A 21,468-nucleotide genomic window follows, 5' to 3' on the forward strand; every position below is an offset into this window, starting at 1 on the left:
TTCCTTTGGCAGTCGAGAAAACATCATGATCGTCAGACCACGACAGAACTGGCTCAGGATGCTGTTCGTATGGAACGGCTCCGTGCTGCAATCCATCATTCCGCAGCTCGTGTTCATGGCGATCGTCAGCACGCTGGCGGTCTTCACGAACGGGCGCATCTTCGGCGAGAAGATTCCGCTGAACACCGCGCCGTTCACGCTGTTCGGGCTCGCGCTCGCGATCTTCCTCGGGTTTCGCAACAATGCGAGCTTCGAGCGCTTCAAGGAGGCGCGGCATCTGTGGGGCAACCTGCTGATCGCCGCACGTGCCGTGACGTCGCAACTGCATCGCTACCTGCCCGACAGCGTGAGCGACGCCGAGCGCAACCGGCTTGCCGATCTGCTGATCGCGCTCGCATATGCGCTGAAGCACCAGCTGCGTCACACCGATCCCACCGACGACCTGGTGCGCATTCTCGGGGCGGAGCGCACGGCCGTGCTCGGGGGCAAATGCTACAAGCCGGTCGCGATCCTCGACGAACTGCGCGGCGGCATTGTCCGTGCGCTGGGGCGCGCGCCCGGCAGCGACGCGACGTGCTGGATGTTCGAGACGCAACTCGATGAACTCGGCAAGTCCGTCGGTGGTTGCGAGCGCATCCTGTCGACGCCGATTCCGTTTTCGTACAGCGTGCTGCTCCATCGCACCGTCTATGCGTATTGCGTGCTGCTGCCGTTCGGGCTCGTCGATTCGACGGAGTTCTTCACGCCGCTGATCTGCGTGTTCATTTCCTACACGCTGATCGCGCTCGAAGCGATCGCGAACGAGGTGGCCGAGCCGTTCGGCCTCGCGCCGAATGCGCTCGCGCTCGATGCGATCACGCGTACGATCGAGCGGTCGGTGCTCGAACTCGGCGATCGGCCGCTGCCGGAGGAGTTCGTGCCGGCGTCGACGTATCAGATCACATGACAGCGTGGGTCGGTAGTGTAGTCACCCGTAAGGTTGATCGGTCGAACCGGGAAGAGGTGTGTAGACTCGGGCTCGTTCAATGGAGCCCACACCATGCAATTGCTTGATCACGTGTCGATCGGCGTGCCGGATATCGACCAGGCACGCCCTTTCTACGATGCCGTCATGGCTGCGCTGGGCGCAGCAAAGGTCTACGACCGGCCCACTGCGCTCGGTTACGGCGAACGTTGCAATGCGAACGACGTCGCATCGACCTTTCTGGCGGTGTATCTGGATCCCGCCGAAGTCGGGACGAGCAAGCGGCACTGGTGTTTCAAGGCCGCATCGCGCGAGCAGGTGCAGGCGTTTTTCGAGGCCGGCCTCGCGACGGGCGGCCAGTCCGACGGCGAGCCCGGATTGCGGCCGCAGTACCACGGCGACTACTACGCGGCTTTTCTGATCGATCCGGCCGGCAACCGGGTCGAGGCCGTGTGTCATGCGGCGGGGGCGGAGCGCGGGCGGCCGTGACGGTGGCGATGCCCTGCGGTCAGTGAATGTGTCAGGATTAACCGCGCCTGCTGATTCCCACCTTCTCAATCCCGATACGACGGCTCCTCGACGTCCAGGATGCGCTTCATCTCGTCGAAATGCGCGATCGAGAAGTCACGGAAGCCTTCCCAGTCACGCGCGGTCTTCTCGGCCACTTCGTCGGACAGCACGTTGAGCGGCTTGCCGGTCGCGTATGCGTTGACGAGAATCCGGCACGCGCGCTCGAGCGTGTACATGTCGTCGAACGCCTCGCCGATCGTCGGCGCGGTCACCAGTACGCCGTGATTGCCCATCAGCAGACGGGACTTGTCCTTGAGCAGCGACACGAGGCGGGCGCCTTCGTCTTCGGTATCCGCCATGCCGGAGAATGCGGTGTCCAGCGCGACACGATTGAAATAGCGAGCGGTGTTCTGCTCGATGGGCGGGATGGTCGGATCGGACAACGTCGAGATCGCGGTGACATGGACGGGGTGCAGGTGCATGGCGACGCGCACGTGCGGCAGTTGCTGGTGCAACCGACCATGGATTGCCCACGCGGTCGGATCGATGCTGCCGTTTTCAAGGCTCGAGCGATCATCGGCATCCAGCAGCACCAGGTCGCTCGCGCGGATTCGCGAGAAGTGCATCCATTTGGGGTTCATCAGGAAGCGACGGCCGTCGTCGGAAACGGCGACGCTGAAGTGGTTCGCGACCGCTTCATGCATGCCGAGGCGGGCGAAGCAGCGGAAGGCGGCGGCGAGATCGGTGCGAAGCCGGGTTTCGTTCATATCGAAGTACGTGAGCGCAAGCGTTTCAAAAAGGGGCGCCGGCAGGGGCGCGGGCCGCAAGTTCATGGTTGGGCGCAGCGGAGTTGCCGAAAAGGTTCGACCGGTCGGGCGGCCGAGCGCCGGCCACGCCTCAATGCGTCGACCCGCTTGCTGTCTCAGGGCGGTCCTTCCGCGTCGGCCGTCGCATCGTCCGAATTCCAGAACGCGTTGCGATCGCGATAGTTCTGCAGGAACTGCTGCAGCCGGGGGTTCGTGGAGCGGCGGAACACCTCGCCCGGCGCGCCGCTCACCGCGATCCGGCCATGGTCGAGAAACACGACGCGATCGGCCATCTGGGCGGCGAAGCCCATCTCGTGCGTGACGACGACCATCGTCATCCCGTCGCGCGCGAGCTGTTTCATGACCTGCAGCACTTCGCCGACGAGTTCCGGGTCCAGTGCGGAGGTCGGCTCGTCGAACAGCATCAGGTTCGGCTCCATCGCCAACGCGCGGGCGATCGCCACACGCTGCTGCTGGCCACCGGACAGTTTCGACGGATGGGCATCCGCCTTGTGGGACATACCGACCATTTCGAGCATGCGGCCGCCGATGGCGTTCGCCTCGGCAACCGGCAGGCGGCGCACCCGCCGCAGCGCTTCGGTGACGTTGCCGAGCACGCTCATGTGCGGCCACAGGTTGAACTGCTGAAACACCATGCCGATGTTGCGACGCACGCGGTTGATCTCGGCGTTCGACGCGCGCACGCGCACGCCGTTGCGTTCGACGTAGCCGAGCATCTCGCCCCCGATCCGGATCTCGCCGTGATCGTAGGTTTCGAGGGCGGCCATGCAGCGCAGCAGCGTGCTCTTGCCGGACCCGGACGGACCAATCAGGCAGACCACTTCGGATTGCGCGATCGACACATCGATTCCGCGCAGCACGTCGGTCTCGCCGAAACGTTTGTGCAAATCCTTGATTTCGACGAGCGGCATTGCGGACGCTCGGGCGAGCGTGGCGGCGGGTACGCTTGCGGGGATGTCGCTGACTGCGTTCATGATTGCCTCGATCGGTTCGGGTCGTCGCGCCGTATTCACTCGTGTCACGCGAAGGACGCAATGCGCAAGTTCGATGAGCGGACTTTACGTGGCCAATATTGAGCGGGAAAAACTCTTTTCGAATGTCATTCGCAGGTTTTTCCAATGCAGCGCGCCGGTGGCCGCCGGTGCGCTCGACGGAATCGAGATCAATCAGTCTCGCGATCGGTCGCTTCGGACGGGGTGAGATGTTCGGCCAGCCGCCGCAGCATCGCGTCGCAACCCTGCAGTTGGTCGATGCTCACGAACTCGTCCGGCTTGTGCCCCTGATCCATGCTGCCCGGTCCGCACACGATGGTCGGAATGCCCGCCTGCTCGAACAGTCCGCCCTCCGTGCCGAACGCAACGGTGCCGAACGCGCTCGATCCGCTGAGCATCGACAGCAGGCGGGCGGCGTCGCCATCGTCCGGTGTCGACAGGCCCGGGTAGGCGGACAGCGGCTGCATCCGGATATCGCAATCCGCGTGAACCGCGCGCATCTTCGGCGTCAGATGTTGCTCCGCATAGGCCTGCAATTCGCTGGTCACTTCATCGCCGTCGAAGCCGGGCAGCGTGCGGACCTCGAAATCGAATTCGCATGCGTCGGGAACGATGTTCAACGCCTTGCCGCCGTGGATCAGACCCGTCTGGACCGTCGAGAACGGCGGATCGAAGCGAGGGTCGTGATGCTCCGGTTGCGCGAGGCGCTCGCCGATTTCCTCCAGCCGGTTGACCAGACGCGAAGCATACTGAATCGCATTGACGCCATACGGTGCATACGCGGAATGACACGCGGCGCCTTTGACGTGGCAGCGCATCGCCAGTTTGCCCTTGTGGCCGAGCACCGGTTTCAATTCGGTCGGCTCGCCGATCACGCACAGCACCGGCCGATGCGGGCGCTTCGCGAGTTCGGCCAGCATCGGCCGCACGCCGAGGCAGCCGATCTCCTCGTCGTACGAGAACGCGAGATGGATCGGCAACGACAATCGACGCGCGACGAACATCGGTACCGCGGCCAGTACCGACGCGAGAAAGCCCTTCATGTCCGCGGTGCCGCGGCCATACAGCCGGCCGTCGCGTTCGCTCATCCGAAACGGCTCGACGGTCCATGCCTGGCCGTCGGCGGGCACCACGTCCGTATGACCCGAGAGCACGATACCGCCGCGCTCGCGCGGTCCGATCGTGGCGAACAGGTTCGCCTTGCAGCGCGCGTCGTTGTAGAACAGTTCGCTGTCTACGCCGTAGCCCGCCAGATAGTCGCGGATGAACTCGATCATCGCGAGGTTCGAGTGCCGACTGACCGTATCGAAGCCGATCAGTTCGGCGAGCAGCGTGCGGCTGGTCGGGTCACTCATCGCCGGGTACGCCGTATTTCGGTGCGGTCGTCGGATCGAGTGCACGCGTCACGTAGTCCTGCATCTGCGGACGGTATGCATGCCACAGCGCGGCGAGCGCCGCGATCGGGGCGTCGTCGGTCCAGTCGACCCGCAGATCGACGAGCGGCCATACCTGCGTATCGACGATCTTCAACGCGGCCGAATGCACCGGCCCGGCTTCTCCGCCTGCGTCGATCGCCGCCTGCATCGCCGCGAGCAGACGGTCGGCGAGCGGGCCGGGCGTCGTCTCGAATGCAGGCACCATCGTGGAGATCACGTCCTGACTGGCGAGCATGTTGCCCGCGGCGACACACTGTCTGCCCGCCACCGCGTGATGCAGGCCGAGCGCCTGCGCGCCGGTCTGGAATGCCGTGCGGCCCTGCGCATCGACGACCGTGACCTGCCGATAGTCGCGCCAGCGATCGGTGGCGAGCGCGGCTTCGAGCGCCTGCGCGGGATCGGTCGCGCCGTCGCCGAGCAGGTCGAGCACCTGTGGGCCGAGCGACGGCAGCGTGACGTTCTGCGTCGCCACGGCGCCCGCCCCGGTGCGAACCCACGGGCAGCGTGCGCCCACTGCGATGCTCGAGGAGCTGATTGCGACGCCGAGTTGTCCGGTTTCGGCGCATCTTCCGACGATCGAGAATGTCATGTCAGGCTCCGGCAGCAGGGGTCGGCTGCCAGTTGTCGGGAATCACGGCGATGACGTCGATTTCCATCAGCCACTCCGGCTGGCCGAGCGCGCTGACCACGAGGCCGGTCGAGATCGGATAGACGCCCTTGAGCCACTTGCCGACGACTTGATAGACCGGCTCGCGATAACGCGGATCGATCAGATACGTGGTGGTCTTGACGATATGCGAGAGGTCGCTGCCGGCTTCCTCGAGCAGTTGCTTGACGTTCTTCATGGCCTGTTCGGTCTGCGCGCGAGGATCGCCCAGGCCGACCAGATTGCCGTCGAAGTCGGTGCCGATCTGGCCGCGCACATAGACCGTGTTGCCGGCCCGGACAGCCTGGCACAGATCGTTGTCCAGCGTCTGGTTCGGATAGGTATCTTTCGTGTTGAACATCCGGATACGGGTGTGGGTCGGCTGGCTCATCGTCATGCATTCCTGAAGGAGGGTTCGGTGGACGGTACGGTGCGCATCGGTCGGGCGTTCAGTGCGCGGCGGCGCTGGTCAGCATCGGGCTCGGGACTACCGGCTCGGCACCATGATCGCCGGCGAGCGGCGCGGCGGGGATATTCCGTTGCGCGGCGGCCTCGTGATAGTGCTGGTAGCTGCGCTGCGTCGCGATATGTCCGGCCACATGTTTGGCGTCGTGCCAGACGCCCCAGATGAACGCGGAGCCGCGCCGCGACAGCCACGGCAGACCGAGAAAATAGAGTCCGGGCTCGCTTGCGACGCCGCGCTGATGTTTCGGCTTGCCGTTCTCGTCGAAGGCGTCGACCTGCAGCCAGCCGAAGTCGTTCGCGTAGCCGGTCGCCCAGATGATCGACGTGACGCCTGCCGCGGCGAGGTCGAGCTGCGTGAGCGGTTCGGTGAGGCATGGCGGATCGGCGGGAATGCGACGTGCTTCGGGCTCCTCCGGCAGATCGAGACCGTTGCTGGCGGCGTACGCGTCGGCGGCGTCCAGCAGCGACAGATAGTTTTCGTCGCCGGCCGCGATGTTGGCCGCGAGATCCGCTTCGAACGTGACGGTGCCCCGATCGAAGGCGCGGGTCACGCCGACCAGCGTCACACCGTCGTGCGCGAGACGGCGGAAGTCGACCGTGTGACCGCCGTCCGCGCCGCTCACGGCGATCGTCACGTGCGACCGGCCGGGGCGCATCGTTTCCATGTCCCACAGACCCAGTACGCCAAGCCACCAGCAGAAATCGCGACCGCGATACGCGCGCGGCGGACGGTCGTGAGGACCGACGGACAGATAGACCTGACGGCCCGAGCGTTGCAGTTCGGCCGCGATCTGGACGCCCGACGAACCCGCGCCGACGACGAGCACGTTGCCGGCGGGTAGTTGCGCGGGATTGCGGTAGTCGGCGGAATGAATCTGCGTCAGGCGCGCGTCGGTGGGTGCGATGGCCGGAATGACCGGGCGCTGGAACGGGCCGGTCGCGACCACGACGCGGTTCGCATGGAAGGTGCCATCCGATGTCTCGACGACAAAGCCCTGCCGGCCGCTCTCGCGAACCACGCGCTTGACGTCGACGCCGGTGCGAATCGGCGCGTCGATCATGCGCGCGTAGTCGACGAAATACTCGGCCATCTGATCCTTCGTTGCGAACCCGTCCGCATCGACGCCGCGGATATGCATGTTGGGAAAGCGGTCATGCCATGCCGGGCCGTTCGCCACCAGCGAATCCCAGCGCGCGGTGCGCCAACGCTCCGCGATGCGATCGCGTTCCAGCACGAGATGCGGCACGCCGAGCGCACCGAGGTGTTCGCTCATCGCAACACCGGCCTGTCCGGCGCCGACCACCAGCGTATCGATTGATGTGACTTCGACGGTCATGTTGGTTCTTCCTGGTGCGTATCGATTTGGTATTCATGGACTGACAAGTCCGTTTCACCGCAATTTGCCGCAATGGTCGCGATACGATCGCGTGACGCAATCGCGCCGTTCAGGCGCAGAATCTGAAATGCCTCGGTAGTCCGAAGCGATGTGCGTCGTGTTGAAGAAAATCTACGCCGGTACACTGAATCTGAAAAATATATTTAAAAAATGAATTGCATCCGGTTTGCCTATGCAGATGCGTGCGTATCGACCGGTAATGAACGGAACGCAGGCGCGTGGCCGCGGCAAAAAGACGCCGGGGTCGCCATCGAATCAGGGAAAAGGAAGGAGGCGGACGCAACCCAACGTACGACACCGACGGCATTGGCTCAGGGTGACTTCCACCTGCGCGGCAGACGGCGGCTAGGCCGCTTCGCGCGCCGCGCTCGAGGCCTGCGCGCGGCCACGCAGCCAGTTGATGCTGGTGAAGAGCAGAATCGCGAACACGATCAACACGGTGGCGACGGCGAGGATCGACGGATCGATCTGGTCGCGAATACCGCTCCACATCTGCCGAGGCACGGTGCGTTGATCGGGACCGCCGATGAAGAGGATCACGATCACTTCGTCGAACGACGTCGCGAATGCGAACACGGCGCCAGTGGCAACCGCCGGCAGGATCAGCGGCAGCGTCACGCGGCGAAAGGTCGTCCACGGTGCGGCCCCGAGATTGGCGGCGGCGCGCAGCAGGCTCTGGTCGAACGACAGCAACGACGCGGTCACGGTAATCACGACAAACGGCGTGCCGAGTGCCGCATGCGCAAGGATCACACCCGGGTAGGAGTTGACGAGCCCGAGCGGCGCGAAGATCAGATAGAAGCCGGCCGCGACCACGATGATCGGTATGATCATGGGCGAAATCAGGATCGGCATGATCAGCGAGCGGAACGGAAAGTTGTCGCGCGCGAGACCGATCGCGGCGAGCGTGCCGAGACTCGTTGCAATCGCGGTCGACGCCGCGCCGATGGCCATGCTGTTCAGAAATGCCCGCTGCCAGTCAGGGCTTCCGAATGCCTGCGCGTACCAGCGCAGCGAGAAGCCTTCCATCGGGTATGAAAAATACGAGCCCGAATTGAACGACAGCGGAATGATCACGAGGATCGGCGCAACCAGGAAGAACAGCACGATCGCGCAGTGGATGCGCACACCGGCAGTGGCAATGCGCGTCGACGGCAGGCTGTTGGGATTCACGGACACGATGCGGCTCCAGTGACGCCGGGCGTCAGCCGAACCGGAGCCGGTCGATGCCGACGAGCCGGTTGAAGATGAAATAGAACACGGCGGTGAAGATCACGAGATACGCGGACAGCGCACCGGCCAGCCCCCAGTTGAGCAGATCGTTGGTTTGCGACGCGATCAGCTGGCTGATCATCTCGTCGCCTGCACCGCCGAGCAGGGCGGGCGTAATGTAGTAACCGAGCGCCAGCACGAACACGAGAAAGCACCCGGCGCCGATGCCCGGCAGCGTCTGGGGCACGTACACGCGAAAGAACGCGACGACCGGGTGCGCCCCGAGCGATTGCGCGGCGCGCATGTAGATCGGCGGCACGCTTTTCATCACCGAGTAAATCGCGAGAATCATGTAGGGCAACAGCACGTGCGTCATGCCGATCAGCACCCCGGCGCGGTTGAAGATCAACGGCAGCGGATGGTCGACGACATGCAGCGCGAGCAGCACGCGGTTGACCACGCCGCCCGGTTGCAGCAGTACGTACCACGCGGTCGTGCGGACCAGCAGCGAGGTCCAGAACGGCACGATCACGAACAGCATCAGCAGGTTGCCCTGCTTCGCAGGCAGGTTGGCGAGCAGCCACGATACCGGGTACGCGAGCAGCAGGCACAGCAGCGTGACCGTGGCGCTGATCGACACCGTGCGCATGAACGCGGTGCGGTAGACCACGCTGTTCGCAGGCACCGAATGGACGGCGCCGTCGGGGGATACCTGTGCGTCGAGCCCGTTCAACAGATAGTCCGGCGTCCACGACGATGCCGCGCGTTTCAGCAGGCGCCAGGTTTCGGGCTGGCTCCAGCGCTCGTCGGCGGCCAGCAGGACGGGCTTCCATGCCGTGACCGCATCCTGAGCGCGTACCGTGCGTGCCGACTTCAGCAGCAGCGTGCGGAACTCGGGCTGGTAGAAGTTCATCCGGCGCGCCACGTCGCCGAGCGTGCCGGCGTCGCCGGCGCTTTTCAGTCCGCCGGCGAGGGCGGCGAACACCGGCTCGTCCGGCACGCCGTGGCCGTCCCAGTGTCGCAGCGTTTGCGCGAACGACGGCATCGCGCCGGACAGTTCCGGATTGCGCACGCTGCGGGCCAGCAGCGAAGCAATCGGCGCGATGAACGTGGCGAGCAGGAACACGAGCAGGGGCAGCGTCAGCAGCAGCGCGCGTAACGCCGCCTTGCGCCGCGCCTGCCGGTATTTGACGGCGTGCTCTGTCGCGAGCGCGGGGCCTGCCGCCGTCATGGGAAGCATTGACGAGTTGTTCATCGGGACTCCGGAGCGACGCGCCCGGCACGGGACGCGTCGCGTAATACCACTACGACGTCATGGAGCGGCGCATTACTGGCCGAGCCATGTCTGGAAGCGCTTGGTCAGCGCATCGCCGCTGTCGGCCCAGAAGTTCGCGTCGATCTGGATCGGTCGCTTGAAGTTGGCGGGCGCGGTCGGCAGGTCGGCAAGGCGGGCCTTGTCGATCAGCGGCAACGATGCCTTGCGCGGCGGCGCGTAAGCGATGTACTTCGACAGATCCGCGTATGCCTGCGGCTGCGCCGATGCAGCGATGAACTGCTTCGCGGCCGCGGCGTGCTTCGCACCCTTCGGCACACCCCACCATTCATAGTCGTACACCTGCGCGTCCCAGACGATCTTGAACGGCTTCTTGTCCTGGTGAACGGCGCTGTCGATGCGGCCGTTGTAGGCCTGCACCATCGTCACCGCGCCGTCCGCGAGCAACTGCGGGGCTTGCGCACCGGCTTCCCACCACACGATGTTCGACTTGATCGTATCGAGCTTCGCAAACGCACGGTCGACGCCGGCCGGGGTCGCGAGCACCTTGTAGACGTCGGCCGGGGCCACGCCGTCGGCGACCAGCGCCCATTCGAGCGTGACCTTCGGCGACTTTCTCAGGCCGCGCTTGCCCGGGAATTTCTTCAGGTCGAAGAAGTCCGCGATGCGGGTCGGGGCGGTCTTCAGCTTGGACGCATCGTACGCATACACGGTCGACCAGACCATCGCGGCCACCGAGCATTCGCGCAGCGCGCCCGGCAGGAAATCCGACGTGTTGCCGATCGTCTTGCTGTCCAGCTTGTCGAGCAGACCTTCGTCGCAGGCGTTGATCGCGTCGTTGGTCTCCATGTCGATCAGGTCCCAAGTCGGGTTCTTCGCCTGTTCCATGGCCTGCAGCTTGGCCAGGCCGCCGTCGTACGACTCGGTCTGGAACTGGGTGCCGGTCTTCGCGGTGAACGGCTCGAACCATGCGTGGCGAGCGGCCGTTTCATAGGCGCCGCCGAATGTCACGACGGACAGCGTATCCGCGGCGTGAGCGGCAGACAGCGCGGAAAAGGCGCCGAGTGCGGCGACAGCCGCGATCGTGCGGGGCAGGGACGCGTAGCGAGGGTTTTGCATTATCAGGCTCCAGAGGCGATGGGCACGGCAACAGGCGGGATGGGTAAGCGAACGGCGGAGCTTGCGACGCGGGGGATGGCGGATGGCGACAGCACCTTGCAGTCGTCCGGGCGCCATACGATCGTCGCGGTTGCGCCGATCGGCGGCAGCGCGACGAGGCGCGTGTTGGGGACCTTGACGACCATCGTGTCGCCGCTGTCGAGTTGCAGCTGCACGCGATGATGATCGCCGCAATACACGATGTCGCGCACGGTCGCGGCGAGTGCGTTCGATCCCGCCGGCACGTTCGCGGTTTCGGCGATACCGAGTACCTGCGCGCGCTCGGGGCGCAGCGCGAGCGTGGCGTCGTCGCCTGCCTCGACCTGGTTGCCGCGGCGACCGCGGATCGTGATACCGCCACGAAGCTGAAGCACGGCCCATTCGCCATCGAGCGCGCTGACGCGCCCGGCGAGACCGTTGTTCTCGCCGACGAAGTTCGCGACGAAGGCGTTCTGCGCGTTTTCGTACAGCTCGGTCGGCGTCGCGGCCTGCTGGATGCGTCCGTCGGAGAACACGGCGACGCGATTCGACATGGTCAGCGCTTCGTTCTGATCGTGCGTCACATAGACGATCGTGAGCGACAGATCGCGATGCAGCCGCATGATTTCGTACTGCATCGTTTCGCGGAGCCGTTTGTCGAGCGCGCCGAGCGGTTCGTCCATCAGCACCACGCGAGGCTCGAATACCAGTGCGCGGGCCAGCGCAACGCGCTGCTGCTGGCCGCCCGACAACTGCGCGGGACGTCGCGATGCGAGATGCGACAACTCCACCATGTCGAGCGCGCGTTGCACGCGCTGTTTGCGCTCCTCGCGAGCGGTCTTGCGCACCGATAGCGGAAACGCGACGTTCTCGGCGATCGTCAGGTGCGGGAACAGCGCGTAGTTCTGGAACACCATGCCGATGTCGCGCTGGTGCGGCGGCTTGTCGTCGAGGCGATGACCGTCGAGCAGGATGGTGCCGTCGGTCGGGGTCTCGAAACCGGCGAGCATCATCAGCGTGGTGGTCTTGCCGGAGCCGGACGGTCCCAGCAGCGAGACGAATTCACCCCGGGCGATGTCGAGATCGAGACCGTCGACAACCGCATGCCGGCTGTCGTAGGACTTGCTGACGCCGACGAACGAAATGTAGGGTTGACTGGTCATCGTGAGCTTCAATGAGGTGACGTGGGTGGCGAGTCGTTTGCGTGCGGCTTCAGACGGCGACGTGCGACGCCAGATAGCGCGCGAAGTCGTAGTTCGGCCGTTCCAGATGACTCAGGTGACCGGGCTTCGCAAGCGGGGCATGCACGCCGCGGAACACGGCCTCGACGCCGCGCCGGTCTTCGAGATTGACTTCGTCGAGCAGCTTCTTCAGCGCCGCCATGTATTCGGCTGCCTTCGGGTCGTCGATGAATTCCGGCGACAGGCCGCCGCCGAAGCGGATATGCACGCGATCCACGCCCAGCGGCTGAAGCACGAGATACCAGAAATAGCCCGGCGTCAGCGTGACGAGATGGGTCGGGTAGATCGCGAGGAGCGCTGTCGTCTTGCGCCATTGGCCTTGCAGGCGGGTATTGTCCGGATGCGCATTGCCGATCGGCAGCGAGGCCTCTTTCGTGATCCAGTGATAGTTGAATGCAGGAAGTCCGGGCGGGCACTCCATCTCGTCGAGCCTCGAATGCGGGCCCACCGTCGCGCGATGCAGCATCGGCAGGTGATAGCTCTCCATGAAATTTTCCGCGAGGATCTTCCAGTTGGTGTCCCACACGTGTTCTTCGTGGAAGGTCTCGACATACGACGCCATGTCGTAATTGACGATCAATTCGTCGAGCTCCTTCAATCGGGCGGCGACAGGTGACGCCTCCTCATTGAGCGTGACGTAGACCCAGCCCTGCCAGATCTCGCAGCGAACCTGCGGAAGCTTGTAGCTGTCCTTACAGAAACCGTCCTGCCTGTCCATCATCGGTGCAGCGCGCAGATCGCCGTCCAGCGAGTAATTCCACGCGTGATACGGACAAACGATCCGGCGCACATTGCCCCGGCCTTCGAGCAGGGTGGACATGCGGTGGAGGCATACGTTCGACATTGCACGCAGTGTGCCGTCGTCGCGGCGGATCACGATAATCGGCTGGCCGGCGATCTCCGCGGTCAGGTAGTCGCCCGGATTCGGCAGTGCGCTCGCGCGGCCCATGCACAGCCATTCGTTGCGAAAGAGGGTTTGCTGTTCCCGCTCGAGGAATTCGGGTGATGTGTAGACTCCCGGCGGCATCGCACGAGCGTCGCCGAAGTCGCGTTCACAATTGGTTTTCAGGTCGCGGACGATCACGTCGATAGACGGCGCTGCCGTAGGGATGGAACGCATCGTGCCTCCTGGAAACGTTGAAACCGATCACATTGAAGACCAATTTAACAAGTCCAATAAAGAGTCGAAATATTCTTTTCGGATGCAACAAGAAGTTTTTCCCTATGCAGTCGGGGTTGCCTGGACGTGCACCTGAGGGATGTAGGTTTCGCAGAATTGCGCGAAGCGCGTGACGAGCTGGCGGGGTTTCATGCTGCGCGACATCGCGATGCCGAGGGTGATCGCCGCGACCTCGTCGCGAAACGGACGGACCGCGAAAGTCGCACCATCGACGGTGCGGGTCGAACGAAGCGGGAAGTTCAGGATGCTGTAGCCGAGGCCGTTGGCCACCATGCCGCGCACGACTTCCGGCTGCGAGGAACGGAACGTCGGCGACGGGCGGCGGCCAAGCGGATCGAACAATCCGGCAAAGTACTCGCGACTGTGCGGCAGGTCGAGCAGAACATACGGTTCGTTGAGCAAATCGGCGAGGGCAACTTTCTTGCTGCGAGCGAGCTTGTGTTCGAGCGGCAGAATGGCATACGGCGGTAGCGTGACGAGCGGCGTGAACGAAATGTCGTCGGCAATATCGAGGCTATAAGTGAGCGCCATGTCCAGCGTGCCGTTGCTCAGTGCCGACAGCAGGTCGTCCTGGTTTGCCTCCATCGTGCGGAAGCCGATACCGCTGTGCTCGGAAACGAAGCGGCTCATCAATGCCGGCATCAACGGCGGCGCCAGCGAGACGAGGCAGCCCAGTGCGATCGTGCCGGACATGCCGCCATCCATCTCGCGTGCCATCGTCTGCAGTTCTTCCGCGTTTTTCAGCAGGTTGCGAACCTGACCGAGCACGTCGCGTCCCGCGGGCGTCAACGACACGCCGCTCGCACGATGGCGGATAAAGAGCTGAATGCCGAATGAAGATTCCAGTTCGCCTATCGATGTGGAGATCGACGGCTGGGAGATGTGCAACTGGCGTGCGGCGGCGGTAAACGACAGTGTTTCCGCGGTGACCACGAAGTAGCGCAATTGGCGCAACGAATAGCGCAACGCAATGTTTTCCATGAAGCGTGGCTCGCAAAGTATCGGATCGGAAACGGCTCGCAACGCGAGGCGCGCTGCCATTTTGCATAGTCAAAAAGAGGCTTATCGAAAATCTGCATCATTTTTTCCCATGCGTATTGGCGCGGGCGTTCGAGGGACGGCGTCGATACTTCTGTTCGTGCACCGTGTGATCAGAGGGATGAGTCGCGCTGGTGCATGGCGCGACAAAACCGTGCAAGCCGTTCACCACGCAATGAATCGGCAGACGATTGACGGTATGTGCGATACGCGTCGCCGACACCGCGAGGCGGCGCAGCGTCGTTGAAAACAGCGTGCATAGGGAAAAGCTTTTCGGTGGATCGGAAAACAATATTTCTGGCGATAAATTGACCGCATAAATTGCGTTGACGGCGGATGCGCCGGGCGATGACCGGGCAGGCGTCAATCCGGTCATCCAGTCACTTTTCGATTCGAACGGAACACGTCAGATGAAACGATCCAAGTCCTGTACTTCGCTGTTCGTGGCATTGATCCTCGCGGCAGCCAGCGTGGCCGCACATGCCGAGAGCCTGCTCGATCGCGTCAAGCAGCACGGCGAGCTGGTGGTGGGGACCGAAATGCAGTTCGCGCCGTTCGATTTCCTCGAAAACGGCCAGCAGGCCGGCTTCAACAAGGCGCTGTTCGCGGCCGTGGGCCAGATCATCGGCGTGAAAGTACGCTTCATCGATCTGCCGTGGGAAAGCGTGCTGCCCGGGCTCGACGCGGGCAAGTTCGACATGGTCGCGGGGCCGCTGACCGTCACGAAGGCGCGCATGGAGCGCTATGCGTTCTCGTTGCCGATCGCGGAAGCCACCGATGCATTGCTGAAGCGAACCGGCGACGGCAGTCTCAAGACCTCTGCCGATATCGCGGGTAAAGTGGTTGGCGCAGGCAAGGGCAGCGCGCAGCTCGAGCAGTTGAAGAGCTACGCGGCGACGCTGCCGAAGCCGCCGACGATCCGCGAATACGTCGACAACAACCAGGCGTATGCAGACCTCGCAACCGGGCGCATCGTCGCCGTCGCCAACTCGCTGACCAACATCGCGTATGTCGCGAAGCAGCGCCCGGCGGTGTTCTCGGTGGTGCAACCCGCGTTCGGCGCAAAAGTCTACTTCGCCTATGCGCTGCGCAAGGATGCGGACAGCGCGTCGCTGGCCAATGCGTTCAACGCGGCGCTCGTCGCGTTGAACAAGAACGGCACGCTTGCGACACTGCAGCACAAATGGCTCGGCGTTGCGACCGCAATGCCGGCCGAGATGCCCACGCCGAACTATTGAGTGCCACGTCCGGGCAGCAGCATCGATACGCTACCGCCGGGCAACCCTACCGGGCAACCTGCCATGTTCAGCCTGAACACCTTCATCGACGGCCTGCCGTTGCTGTTCCACGCGGCGCTGATGACGCTCGAAGTCTCCGCAGCCGGGCTGGTGCTCGGCTTCTGCATCGGCCTCGTGGTCTGCTGCGGACGGCTTGCACCGCACGTTGCGATTCGTACCGCTGCCGGTGCGTATGTCCGGGTGTTTCGCGGGGTGCCGCTGCTCGTGCAACTGCTGCTCGTCTACTACTTCCTGCCGTTCGTGGGCCTCAATGTGCCGCCCGTGATGGCGGCCGTCAGTGCCGTGTCGCTGTGCTCTGCCGCGTATATCGCCGAAATTCTCCGTGGCGGATTCGCGAATCTCCCGAAGGGCCAGCTCGAGGCGGCGACGATGCTCGGGTTCTCGGCAACAGATCGTCTGTGGAGGATCCAGGTGCCGCAGGCCGTGCGGATGACTCTGCCCTCGCTCGTCAACGAAATGGTGCTGCTGATCAAGGCGTCGTCGCTCGTCTCCGTGGTCGGGGTGGCGGAGATCACGCGAACCGCGCAGAACATCGCCGCCAGCACGTATCAGCCGCTCGAGGCTTATGTTGCGGCCGGGATGATCTATTTTCTGCTCTGCGGTTCGCTGGCATTGATCGCGCATGGCGCGGAGCGACGCCTGCGCGCGGCATGACGCGTCAGTGACTTGCCGGAGACCCTCATGCTGACTTTCCATCCCGATGTACTCGTGAACAACTTGCCGGAGATCGGCGCGGGTCTCGCGATGACCGTGGCGACCTGGGCGGCCAGTACGCTCGCCGGGGCGGCGATCGGTTTCGGTGCGGCGCTTGCGCAGCAGGCGGGCGGCCGCTTCGTACGCGCGGCGATTCGCGTCTATGTGGAGCTGTTCCGCGGCACGCCGTTTCTCGTGCAGCTCTTTCTGCTGTACTACGGCGGCCCGGCATTCGGATTGACGTTCGATCCGTTGACGGCAGGTGTGGTCGGCCTTGCGCTCTATGCGGGTGCCTATTTCACCGAGGCATTTCGTTCCGGATTTTCAGCCGTGCCGCAGGGGCATGTCGAAGCGGCATCCTGTCTCGGCCTGAGCCGCTGGCAAACGACCTTTCGCGTGCAATTGCCGCAGATGATGGTGCTGATCCTGCCGGCGCTCACCAATCTGGCCATCGTGCTGAGCAAGGAAACCGCCGTCCTGTCGATCGTCACCGTACCGGAACTGACATTCGTGCTGACCGGTATCGGCTCGGCGAGCTTCGCGTTCGTCGAGACATTGCTCGCACTATCCGTGTGCTACCTGTTGCTTGTCGAAATGGCGACGTGGGCCGGCACGGCCGTCGAGCGTCGCGTCGCGCGACGGCTTGCATGATGCGATACACCGCGTCGCTTTGCTTCCCTTGATCCGGGCCGATTGCAGCATCGCGCAGCCGATCTTTTGCTTCGACGGAATGCCCGCGACGGAAGGTGTTCGAATCGTTGCCGGTTACGCTCCCTGTCGATGTTCATGTCGGGCGTGCATGGCGCGGTGGGTGCAATGCACGCCGGCATCGCCGCTCAATCGAAATACGTCAACCCCATCGCCCCCTTCACCTCCGCGAGCGTCGCTCCCGCCACTTCCCGTGCATGCAGCGTGCCGCGTTTCAGGATCGCCATCACTTCGGCCTTGTCGGCCTCGAACTCGCGACGGCGCGTACGGATCGGCTCGATCAACGCCTGCAGCCGCTCGTTCAGCACGCGCTTGACGACGCTGTCGCCGAGGCCGCCGCGGCGATAGTGCGCCTTCAGCTCGTCGACCTTCGCCACGTCCGGCTCGAACGCATCGAGGAACGTGAACACGACGTTGCCCTCGATCTGGCCCGGGTCGCTCACGCGCAGGTGGTTCGGGTCCGTGTACATGTCCTTCACGGCCTGCGCGATCTCGTCCGGCGTCGAGCCGAGCGTGATCGCGTTGCCGAGCGACTTGCTCATCTTCGCCTTGCCGTCGATCCCCGGCAGCCGCGTGACCGCCGACAGCACGGCCTCGCACTCGACCAGCACCGGCTGCTCGACGGTCGCGTTGAAGCGGCGCACGAGTTCGTTGGTCTGCTCGATCATCGGCAACTGATCGTCGCCGACCGGCACGTGGGTCGCCTTGAACGCGGTGATGTCGGCTGCCTGGCTCACCGGGTAGGTCAGGAAGCCGGCCGGGATGTCGCGTTCGAACCCGCGCAGGCGGATTTCTTCCTTGATGGTCGGATTGCGTTCGAGGCGCGCGACCGTGACGAGGTTGAGCAGGTATTGCGACAGTTCGGCAAGCTCGGGCACCTGCGACTGCACGACGATCGTCGAGATCGCCGGATCGATGCCGACGGCGAGATAGTCGAGCGCGACCTCGATCACGTTTTCAGTGACGCGCTGGCGGCGGCCCATGTTGTCGGTCAGCGCCTGCGTATCGGCGAGCAGCAGGAATTGCGTCGCCTCGTGCTGCATCTGCACGCGTGCGCGCAGCGAGCCGATGTAGTGGCCGAGGTGCAGCGGACCGGTCGTGCGGTCGCCGGTGAGGATGGTCGGGCGGGTGGGTTGCGTCATGGTCGTCGTTGGCTCCGGGTTGTCGAAGCCGCCAGCCATGACGTCAGCGCAGAAACGCAAATGCCGCCATGGCTGGCGGCATCACGTTTGGGACATGCAAAAGGAAACGGGCCGCCTGGGTCAGGCGCGCCACCAGCAATGCACGATCGGCGAGGCAGGTCGGGTTTCCATCGCGGCAGTATAGCGTAGTGTGCGGTTGGCCGCGCGCGTCAGCGGATCACCGACTCCATCGCGAGGTAGGCGGTTTCGGCGGACGGCCACAGCAAATACAGCAGGCCGGCCATCAGCAGCCACGCGCCGGCGCGTACGAGCGGCGTGCGGTCTTTGTCGCGTGGGGGACGGGTGGGCTGCTTCGATTTCTTCATGCTTGCAGGCGCGGGGTGCGCCACTCCAACGGTTACTGCAACGGGTCGCGCGGGGCGAGCCGGGGTGTTGCGGGGTTCTTGAGCGGGCTGGATGCCGTTTCGCGGGCCTCTTGCCGCTGCGAGACGGCAGGATCGTCCGGTCGCAAGGCAATAAATAGGGGGCGATCAAATACCCGTTTTCTATGCCGAGGCGACCGGCATCGTACCAGTTCGGCGGCGGGGGCATAGTCAAGAATTGTGGGGACGGACGGGCCGTGACGGAAAAGAGGACGTATTTTCTCCGTTGCCGGTATCAACCCTAAATGCTGCGCGATGACGCGGCGAGAGTCGTTGCATACGGGATAGTTCGTCTGACGCAGACATACTGCGGACGGTGTGGAGTCAAATGGTGAGGAAGTGATCATTACCGTTCGTCAGACCGTCGGTTTGTCGGCAATATGACGACGCCCGACGGCGGCGCGATAAGCCCGGCGTCGTCCGACGCGATCAAATGAAACGGCCGCCGCATCGGTTGCGATGCGACGGCCGCGAGCGCGAAGCGCAGGGTAGCAGGCGGGCCGAAGGAGCGATATGTGCCGCACCCGCGCCCGCTCGCGGATCACACCACCGCCGAGCGCGCGACGCGCACCGGCACCGACTTGTACGACGGCGTGCCGCTTTCCTTGTCGATATAGTCGAGCGGCACGAGCACGTTCGCTTCCGGATAATACGCACCGACCGAGCCCGGCGCGATGTCGTACTCGATCGCGGTGATCTTCTCGAGGCGCAGCGTGCGGCCCGACGCCGTGACCGTCTCGATGTCGACGAGGTCGCCGTGTTCGAGCCCGTACTTCTCGAGATCGGCCGCGTTCATGAACAGCACGTCACGCCGGCCGAACACGCCGCGATAGCGATCGTCGAGCCCGTAGATCGTCGTGTTGTACTGATCGTGGCTGCGCAGCGTGATCAAACGCAGCACCTGCTCGGCGCCGAGCACGTCCGCGTCCTCCTTCACGCCCTTGTAGACCGAGAACATCGCCTTGCCGGTCGGCGTCGGCCACACACGCTCGGTGGGCGGCAGCGGCAGGCGGAAGCCGCCCGGCGTGCGGATGCGCTCGTTGAAGGCCTCGAAGCCGGATACGGTCTTGTCGATCAGGTCGCGGATGCGGTCGTAGTCGGCGATCAGGTCGAGCCACGCGACCTTGCTGTTCGGCAGCGTCGCATGCGCGATACCTGCCACGATCGCGGGTTCCGAGCGCAACTGGTCCGACGCGGGCTTGAGCTTGCCGGCCGACGCATGGACCATCGACATCGAATCCTCGACGGTGATCGACTGCCGGCCGGTGGCCTGCATGTCGAGCTCGGTGCGGCCGAGCACCGGCAGGATGAAGGTTTCCTTGCCGACCAGCAGGTGCGAGCGGTTCAGCTTCGTGCCGAGATGTACGCTCAGGTCGAGCTTCGCCATTGCCGGGAACGACAGTTCCGGATCGGGCAGCGCGACCGCGAAGTTGCCGCCGAGGCACAGCAGCGCCTTCGCGGTGCCGTCGATCATCGCCTGCATCGCCTGCACCGCGTCGTGCCCGTGCTGCGCGGGCGGCGTGAAGCCGCACACGTCCTCGATCTTCTTCAGGAATTCGGCCGACGGCTTCTCGGTGATGCCGACCGTGCGGTTGCCCTGCACGTTCGAATGGCCGCGCAGCGGGCACACACCGGCGCCGGGCTTGCCGATGTTGCCGCGCATCAGCAGCAGGTCGGCGATCAGGCGCACGGTCGCCGTGCCCTTGTTGTGCTGCGTGACGCCCATCCCGTACGTGACGATTGTCGCGTTCGACTTCGCATACGCGATCGCCACCTGTTCGAGCTGTTCCTGGCTCAGGCCGCTCGCGCGTTCGATGTCGTCCCACGACGTCGCTTCGAGATCGGCCGAGAACGCGTCGAAGCCGTTCGTGTGCTGCGCGATGAAGTCGCGGTCGAGCACGTTGCCTTGCTCGGCTTCGAGCTTCAGCAGCGCCTTCATGATGCCCTTCAGCGCGGCCGCGTCGCCGCCTGCGTCGACCTGGTAGTACGTCGACGCGATCCGCGTGGAGCCGAACGATGCCATCTCGATCATGTCCTGCGGATCGGCGAAGCGTTCGAGCGCGCGCTCGCGCAGCGGGTTGAACACGATGATCGGCACGTTGCGGCGTGCGCACTCGTGCAGCGTGCCCATCATCCGCGGATGGTTCGTGCCGGGATTGTGGCCGATCGAGATGATCAGCTCGCAGTGGTCGAAATCCTCCAGCGACACGGTGCCCTTGCCGATACCGATCGACTGCGGCAGGCCGACGCTGGTCGGTTCGTGGCACATGTTCGAGCAGTCGGGGAAGTTGTTGGTGCCAAGCTCGCGCGCGAACAGCTGGTACAGGTACGCGGCTTCGTTCGACGCGCGGCCCGACGTGTAGAACTCGACCTGCTCGGGCGGCAGCGCGCGCAGCACTTCGCCGATGCGCGCGAACGCGTCGTCCCATTCGATCGCGCGGAACGTGTCGGTCGCGCGGTCGTAGACGAGCGGATGCGTGAGCCGGCCCATGTTCTCCAGTTCGTAGTCCGACATGCGCAGCAGCGACGACACGGTGTTCGCCGCGAAGAACTCGGGCGTCACGCGCTTGGTCGTCGCCTCCCACGTGACGGCCTTCGCGCCGTTCTCGCAGAACTGGAACGTGGACTTGTGTTCCTTGTCCGGCCACGCGCAGCCGGGGCAGTCGAAGCCGTCGGGCTGGTTGGTCCGCATCAGCACGATCGGCGCCTCGATGGTTTCCATCTGCGTGCGCACCGCATCGGCTGTCGCGCGAAGCGCGCCCCAACCGCCGGCGGGCCCATCGTATTTCCTGATGCCTGGCACTTCGCGTCGATTTGTCATGGTGAATCTCCAATAGCCGGGCCCGGTGCGGGTGGCTCGGTTGCGCCGTGTCGCGGCGTGGGGCGG

The 21,468-nt window shown here is 64.4% G+C and carries 21 protein-coding genes; 5 read left to right on the forward strand and 16 right to left on the reverse strand.

Features of this window, described 5'->3' with window-relative positions; genetic code table 11:
* Positions 1 to 25 precede the first annotated feature (25 nt).
* Both SY91_RS33030 and SY91_RS33035 read left to right on the forward strand, forming a co-directional pair.
* On the forward strand, positions 26 to 946 hold the full coding sequence (locus SY91_RS33030) for a bestrophin family protein (RefSeq protein ID WP_185921467.1): 921 nt from the start codon (positions 26 to 28) through the stop codon (positions 944 to 946).
* A gap of 93 nt (positions 947 to 1,039) precedes the next feature.
* Complete coding sequence (locus SY91_RS33035; protein ID WP_124478286.1) at positions 1,040 to 1,453, forward strand: VOC family protein; 414 nt, start codon at positions 1,040 to 1,042, stop codon at positions 1,451 to 1,453.
* A 65-nt stretch (positions 1,454 to 1,518) separates the two neighbouring features.
* On the opposite strand, the gene SY91_RS33040 is transcribed toward SY91_RS33035, so the two are convergent.
* The 13 genes from SY91_RS33040 to SY91_RS33100 form a co-directional block, all read right to left on the reverse strand.
* A complete protein-coding gene (locus SY91_RS33040) occupies positions 1,519 to 2,241 on the reverse strand; it encodes a class II aldolase and adducin N-terminal domain-containing protein (protein WP_034175501.1) in 723 nt (240 codons plus the stop codon).
* Between the two features lie 155 nt (positions 2,242 to 2,396).
* Complete coding sequence (locus tag SY91_RS33045) at positions 2,397 to 3,275, reverse strand: amino acid ABC transporter ATP-binding protein (RefSeq protein ID WP_034175613.1); 879 nt, start codon at positions 3,273 to 3,275, stop codon at positions 2,397 to 2,399.
* A gap of 188 nt (positions 3,276 to 3,463) precedes the next feature.
* On the reverse strand, positions 3,464 to 4,648 hold the full coding sequence (gene argE, locus SY91_RS33050; protein WP_185921468.1) for an acetylornithine deacetylase: 1,185 nt from the start codon (positions 4,646 to 4,648) through the stop codon (positions 3,464 to 3,466).
* Positions 4,641 to 5,318 carry a DUF1028 domain-containing protein gene (locus SY91_RS33055; RefSeq protein ID WP_185921469.1) on the reverse strand — a complete coding sequence of 226 codons (678 nt, stop codon included), beginning with the start codon at positions 5,316 to 5,318 and terminating at the stop codon, positions 4,641 to 4,643. The genes argE and SY91_RS33055 overlap by 8 nt, the downstream gene beginning before the upstream one ends.
* A 1-nt stretch (position 5,319) precedes the next feature.
* Positions 5,320 to 5,766: a RidA family protein gene (locus SY91_RS33060; RefSeq protein WP_006481310.1), complete on the reverse strand. Its 447-nt coding sequence runs from the start codon at positions 5,764 to 5,766 to the stop codon at positions 5,320 to 5,322.
* A 58-nt stretch (positions 5,767 to 5,824) separates the two neighbouring features.
* A complete protein-coding gene (locus tag SY91_RS33065; RefSeq protein ID WP_185921470.1) occupies positions 5,825 to 7,177 on the reverse strand; it encodes a flavin-containing monooxygenase in 1,353 nt (450 codons plus the stop codon).
* 405 nt (positions 7,178 to 7,582) lie between these two features.
* On the reverse strand, positions 7,583 to 8,416 hold the full coding sequence (locus SY91_RS33070) for an ABC transporter permease (RefSeq protein WP_185921471.1): 834 nt from the start codon (positions 8,414 to 8,416) through the stop codon (positions 7,583 to 7,585).
* A gap of 25 nt (positions 8,417 to 8,441) precedes the next feature.
* Positions 8,442 to 9,689, reverse strand: coding sequence for an ABC transporter permease (locus tag SY91_RS33075; protein WP_050766545.1), 1,248 nt, complete (start codon positions 9,687 to 9,689; stop codon positions 8,442 to 8,444).
* Between the two features lie 87 nt (positions 9,690 to 9,776).
* Positions 9,777 to 10,841: an ABC transporter substrate-binding protein gene (locus SY91_RS33080; RefSeq protein ID WP_077180489.1), complete on the reverse strand. Its 1,065-nt coding sequence runs from the start codon at positions 10,839 to 10,841 to the stop codon at positions 9,777 to 9,779.
* 2 nt (positions 10,842 to 10,843) lie between these two features.
* Positions 10,844 to 12,022, reverse strand: coding sequence for an ABC transporter ATP-binding protein (locus tag SY91_RS33085; protein ID WP_185921472.1), 1,179 nt, complete (start codon positions 12,020 to 12,022; stop codon positions 10,844 to 10,846).
* A 49-nt stretch (positions 12,023 to 12,071) separates the two neighbouring features.
* Complete coding sequence (locus SY91_RS33090) at positions 12,072 to 13,220, reverse strand: SRPBCC family protein (protein WP_077180488.1); 1,149 nt, start codon at positions 13,218 to 13,220, stop codon at positions 12,072 to 12,074.
* A 102-nt stretch (positions 13,221 to 13,322) separates the two neighbouring features.
* Complete coding sequence (locus tag SY91_RS33095; protein ID WP_027812229.1) at positions 13,323 to 14,261, reverse strand: LysR family transcriptional regulator; 939 nt, start codon at positions 14,259 to 14,261, stop codon at positions 13,323 to 13,325.
* A gap of 97 nt (positions 14,262 to 14,358) precedes the next feature.
* Positions 14,359 to 14,694, reverse strand: a complete 336-nt coding sequence (locus tag SY91_RS33100; protein WP_124478290.1) for a hypothetical protein — start codon at positions 14,692 to 14,694, stop codon at positions 14,359 to 14,361.
* A 34-nt stretch (positions 14,695 to 14,728) separates the two neighbouring features.
* Between SY91_RS33100 and SY91_RS33105 the strand changes: the two genes are divergently transcribed.
* From SY91_RS33105 to SY91_RS33115, 3 genes are all read left to right on the forward strand, one after another.
* Positions 14,729 to 15,556 carry a transporter substrate-binding domain-containing protein gene (locus SY91_RS33105; RefSeq protein ID WP_006481303.1) on the forward strand — a complete coding sequence of 276 codons (828 nt, stop codon included), beginning with the start codon at positions 14,729 to 14,731 and terminating at the stop codon, positions 15,554 to 15,556.
* 63 nt (positions 15,557 to 15,619) lie between these two features.
* Positions 15,620 to 16,270 carry an amino acid ABC transporter permease gene (locus SY91_RS33110; protein ID WP_034175498.1) on the forward strand — a complete coding sequence of 217 codons (651 nt, stop codon included), beginning with the start codon at positions 15,620 to 15,622 and terminating at the stop codon, positions 16,268 to 16,270.
* Between the two features lie 27 nt (positions 16,271 to 16,297).
* On the forward strand, positions 16,298 to 16,960 hold the full coding sequence (locus SY91_RS33115) for an amino acid ABC transporter permease (RefSeq protein WP_006481301.1): 663 nt from the start codon (positions 16,298 to 16,300) through the stop codon (positions 16,958 to 16,960).
* A gap of 185 nt (positions 16,961 to 17,145) precedes the next feature.
* Here SY91_RS33115 and trpS read toward each other — a convergent pair whose 3' ends face one another.
* The 3 genes from trpS to SY91_RS33130 form a co-directional block, all read right to left on the reverse strand.
* Positions 17,146 to 18,159, reverse strand: a complete 1,014-nt coding sequence (gene trpS, locus SY91_RS33120; RefSeq protein ID WP_185921473.1) for a tryptophan--tRNA ligase — start codon at positions 18,157 to 18,159, stop codon at positions 17,146 to 17,148.
* A gap of 209 nt (positions 18,160 to 18,368) precedes the next feature.
* Positions 18,369 to 18,524 (reverse strand): hypothetical protein, encoded by a 156-nt coding sequence (locus SY91_RS33125; protein ID WP_006481299.1) that lies wholly within the window; start codon positions 18,522 to 18,524, stop codon positions 18,369 to 18,371.
* A 598-nt stretch (positions 18,525 to 19,122) separates the two neighbouring features.
* Positions 19,123 to 21,402, reverse strand: a complete 2,280-nt coding sequence (locus SY91_RS33130; RefSeq protein WP_105798450.1) for an FdhF/YdeP family oxidoreductase — start codon at positions 21,400 to 21,402, stop codon at positions 19,123 to 19,125.
* Positions 21,403 to 21,468 lie beyond the last annotated feature (66 nt).

The organism is Burkholderia cenocepacia, from assembly GCF_014211915.1.
In the GTDB taxonomy this organism is placed as follows: domain Bacteria; phylum Pseudomonadota; class Gammaproteobacteria; order Burkholderiales; family Burkholderiaceae; genus Burkholderia; species Burkholderia orbicola.

Bases quoted from the DNA above. Each gene is read 5' to 3' on its own strand.
- SY91_RS33030 (WP_185921467.1), top strand. From the start codon at position 26: ATGATCGTCAGACCACGACAGAACTGGCTCAGGATGCTGTTCGTATGG.
- SY91_RS33035 (WP_124478286.1), top strand. From the start codon at position 1,040: ATGCAATTGCTTGATCACGTGTCGATCGGCGTGCCGGATATCGACCAG.
- SY91_RS33040 (WP_034175501.1), bottom strand. From the start codon at position 2,241: ATGAACGAAACCCGGCTTCGCACCGATCTCGCCGCCGCCTTCCGCTGC.
- SY91_RS33045 (WP_034175613.1), bottom strand. From the start codon at position 3,275: ATGAACGCAGTCAGCGACATCCCCGCAAGCGTACCCGCCGCCACGCTC.
- argE (WP_185921468.1), bottom strand. From the start codon at position 4,648: ATGAGTGACCCGACCAGCCGCACGCTGCTCGCCGAACTGATCGGCTTC.
- SY91_RS33055 (WP_185921469.1), bottom strand. From the start codon at position 5,318: ATGACATTCTCGATCGTCGGAAGATGCGCCGAAACCGGACAACTCGGC.
- SY91_RS33060 (WP_006481310.1), bottom strand. From the start codon at position 5,766: ATGAGCCAGCCGACCCACACCCGTATCCGGATGTTCAACACGAAAGAT.
- SY91_RS33065 (WP_185921470.1), bottom strand. From the start codon at position 7,177: ATGACCGTCGAAGTCACATCAATCGATACGCTGGTGGTCGGCGCCGGA.
- SY91_RS33075 (WP_050766545.1), bottom strand. From the start codon at position 9,689: ATGCTTCCCATGACGGCGGCAGGCCCCGCGCTCGCGACAGAGCACGCC.
- SY91_RS33080 (WP_077180489.1), bottom strand. From the start codon at position 10,841: ATGCAAAACCCTCGCTACGCGTCCCTGCCCCGCACGATCGCGGCTGTC.
- SY91_RS33085 (WP_185921472.1), bottom strand. From the start codon at position 12,022: ATGACCAGTCAACCCTACATTTCGTTCGTCGGCGTCAGCAAGTCCTAC.
- SY91_RS33090 (WP_077180488.1), bottom strand. From the start codon at position 13,220: ATGCGTTCCATCCCTACGGCAGCGCCGTCTATCGACGTGATCGTCCGC.
- SY91_RS33095 (WP_027812229.1), bottom strand. From the start codon at position 14,261: ATGGAAAACATTGCGTTGCGCTATTCGTTGCGCCAATTGCGCTACTTC.
- SY91_RS33100 (WP_124478290.1), bottom strand. From the start codon at position 14,694: ATGACCGGATTGACGCCTGCCCGGTCATCGCCCGGCGCATCCGCCGTC.
- SY91_RS33105 (WP_006481303.1), top strand. From the start codon at position 14,729: ATGAAACGATCCAAGTCCTGTACTTCGCTGTTCGTGGCATTGATCCTC.
- SY91_RS33110 (WP_034175498.1), top strand. From the start codon at position 15,620: ATGTTCAGCCTGAACACCTTCATCGACGGCCTGCCGTTGCTGTTCCAC.
- SY91_RS33115 (WP_006481301.1), top strand. From the start codon at position 16,298: ATGCTGACTTTCCATCCCGATGTACTCGTGAACAACTTGCCGGAGATC.
- trpS (WP_185921473.1), bottom strand. From the start codon at position 18,159: ATGACGCAACCCACCCGCCCGACCATCCTCACCGGCGACCGCACGACC.
- SY91_RS33125 (WP_006481299.1), bottom strand. From the start codon at position 18,524: ATGAAGAAATCGAAGCAGCCCACCCGTCCCCCACGCGACAAAGACCGC.
- SY91_RS33130 (WP_105798450.1), bottom strand. From the start codon at position 21,402: ATGACAAATCGACGCGAAGTGCCAGGCATCAGGAAATACGATGGGCCC.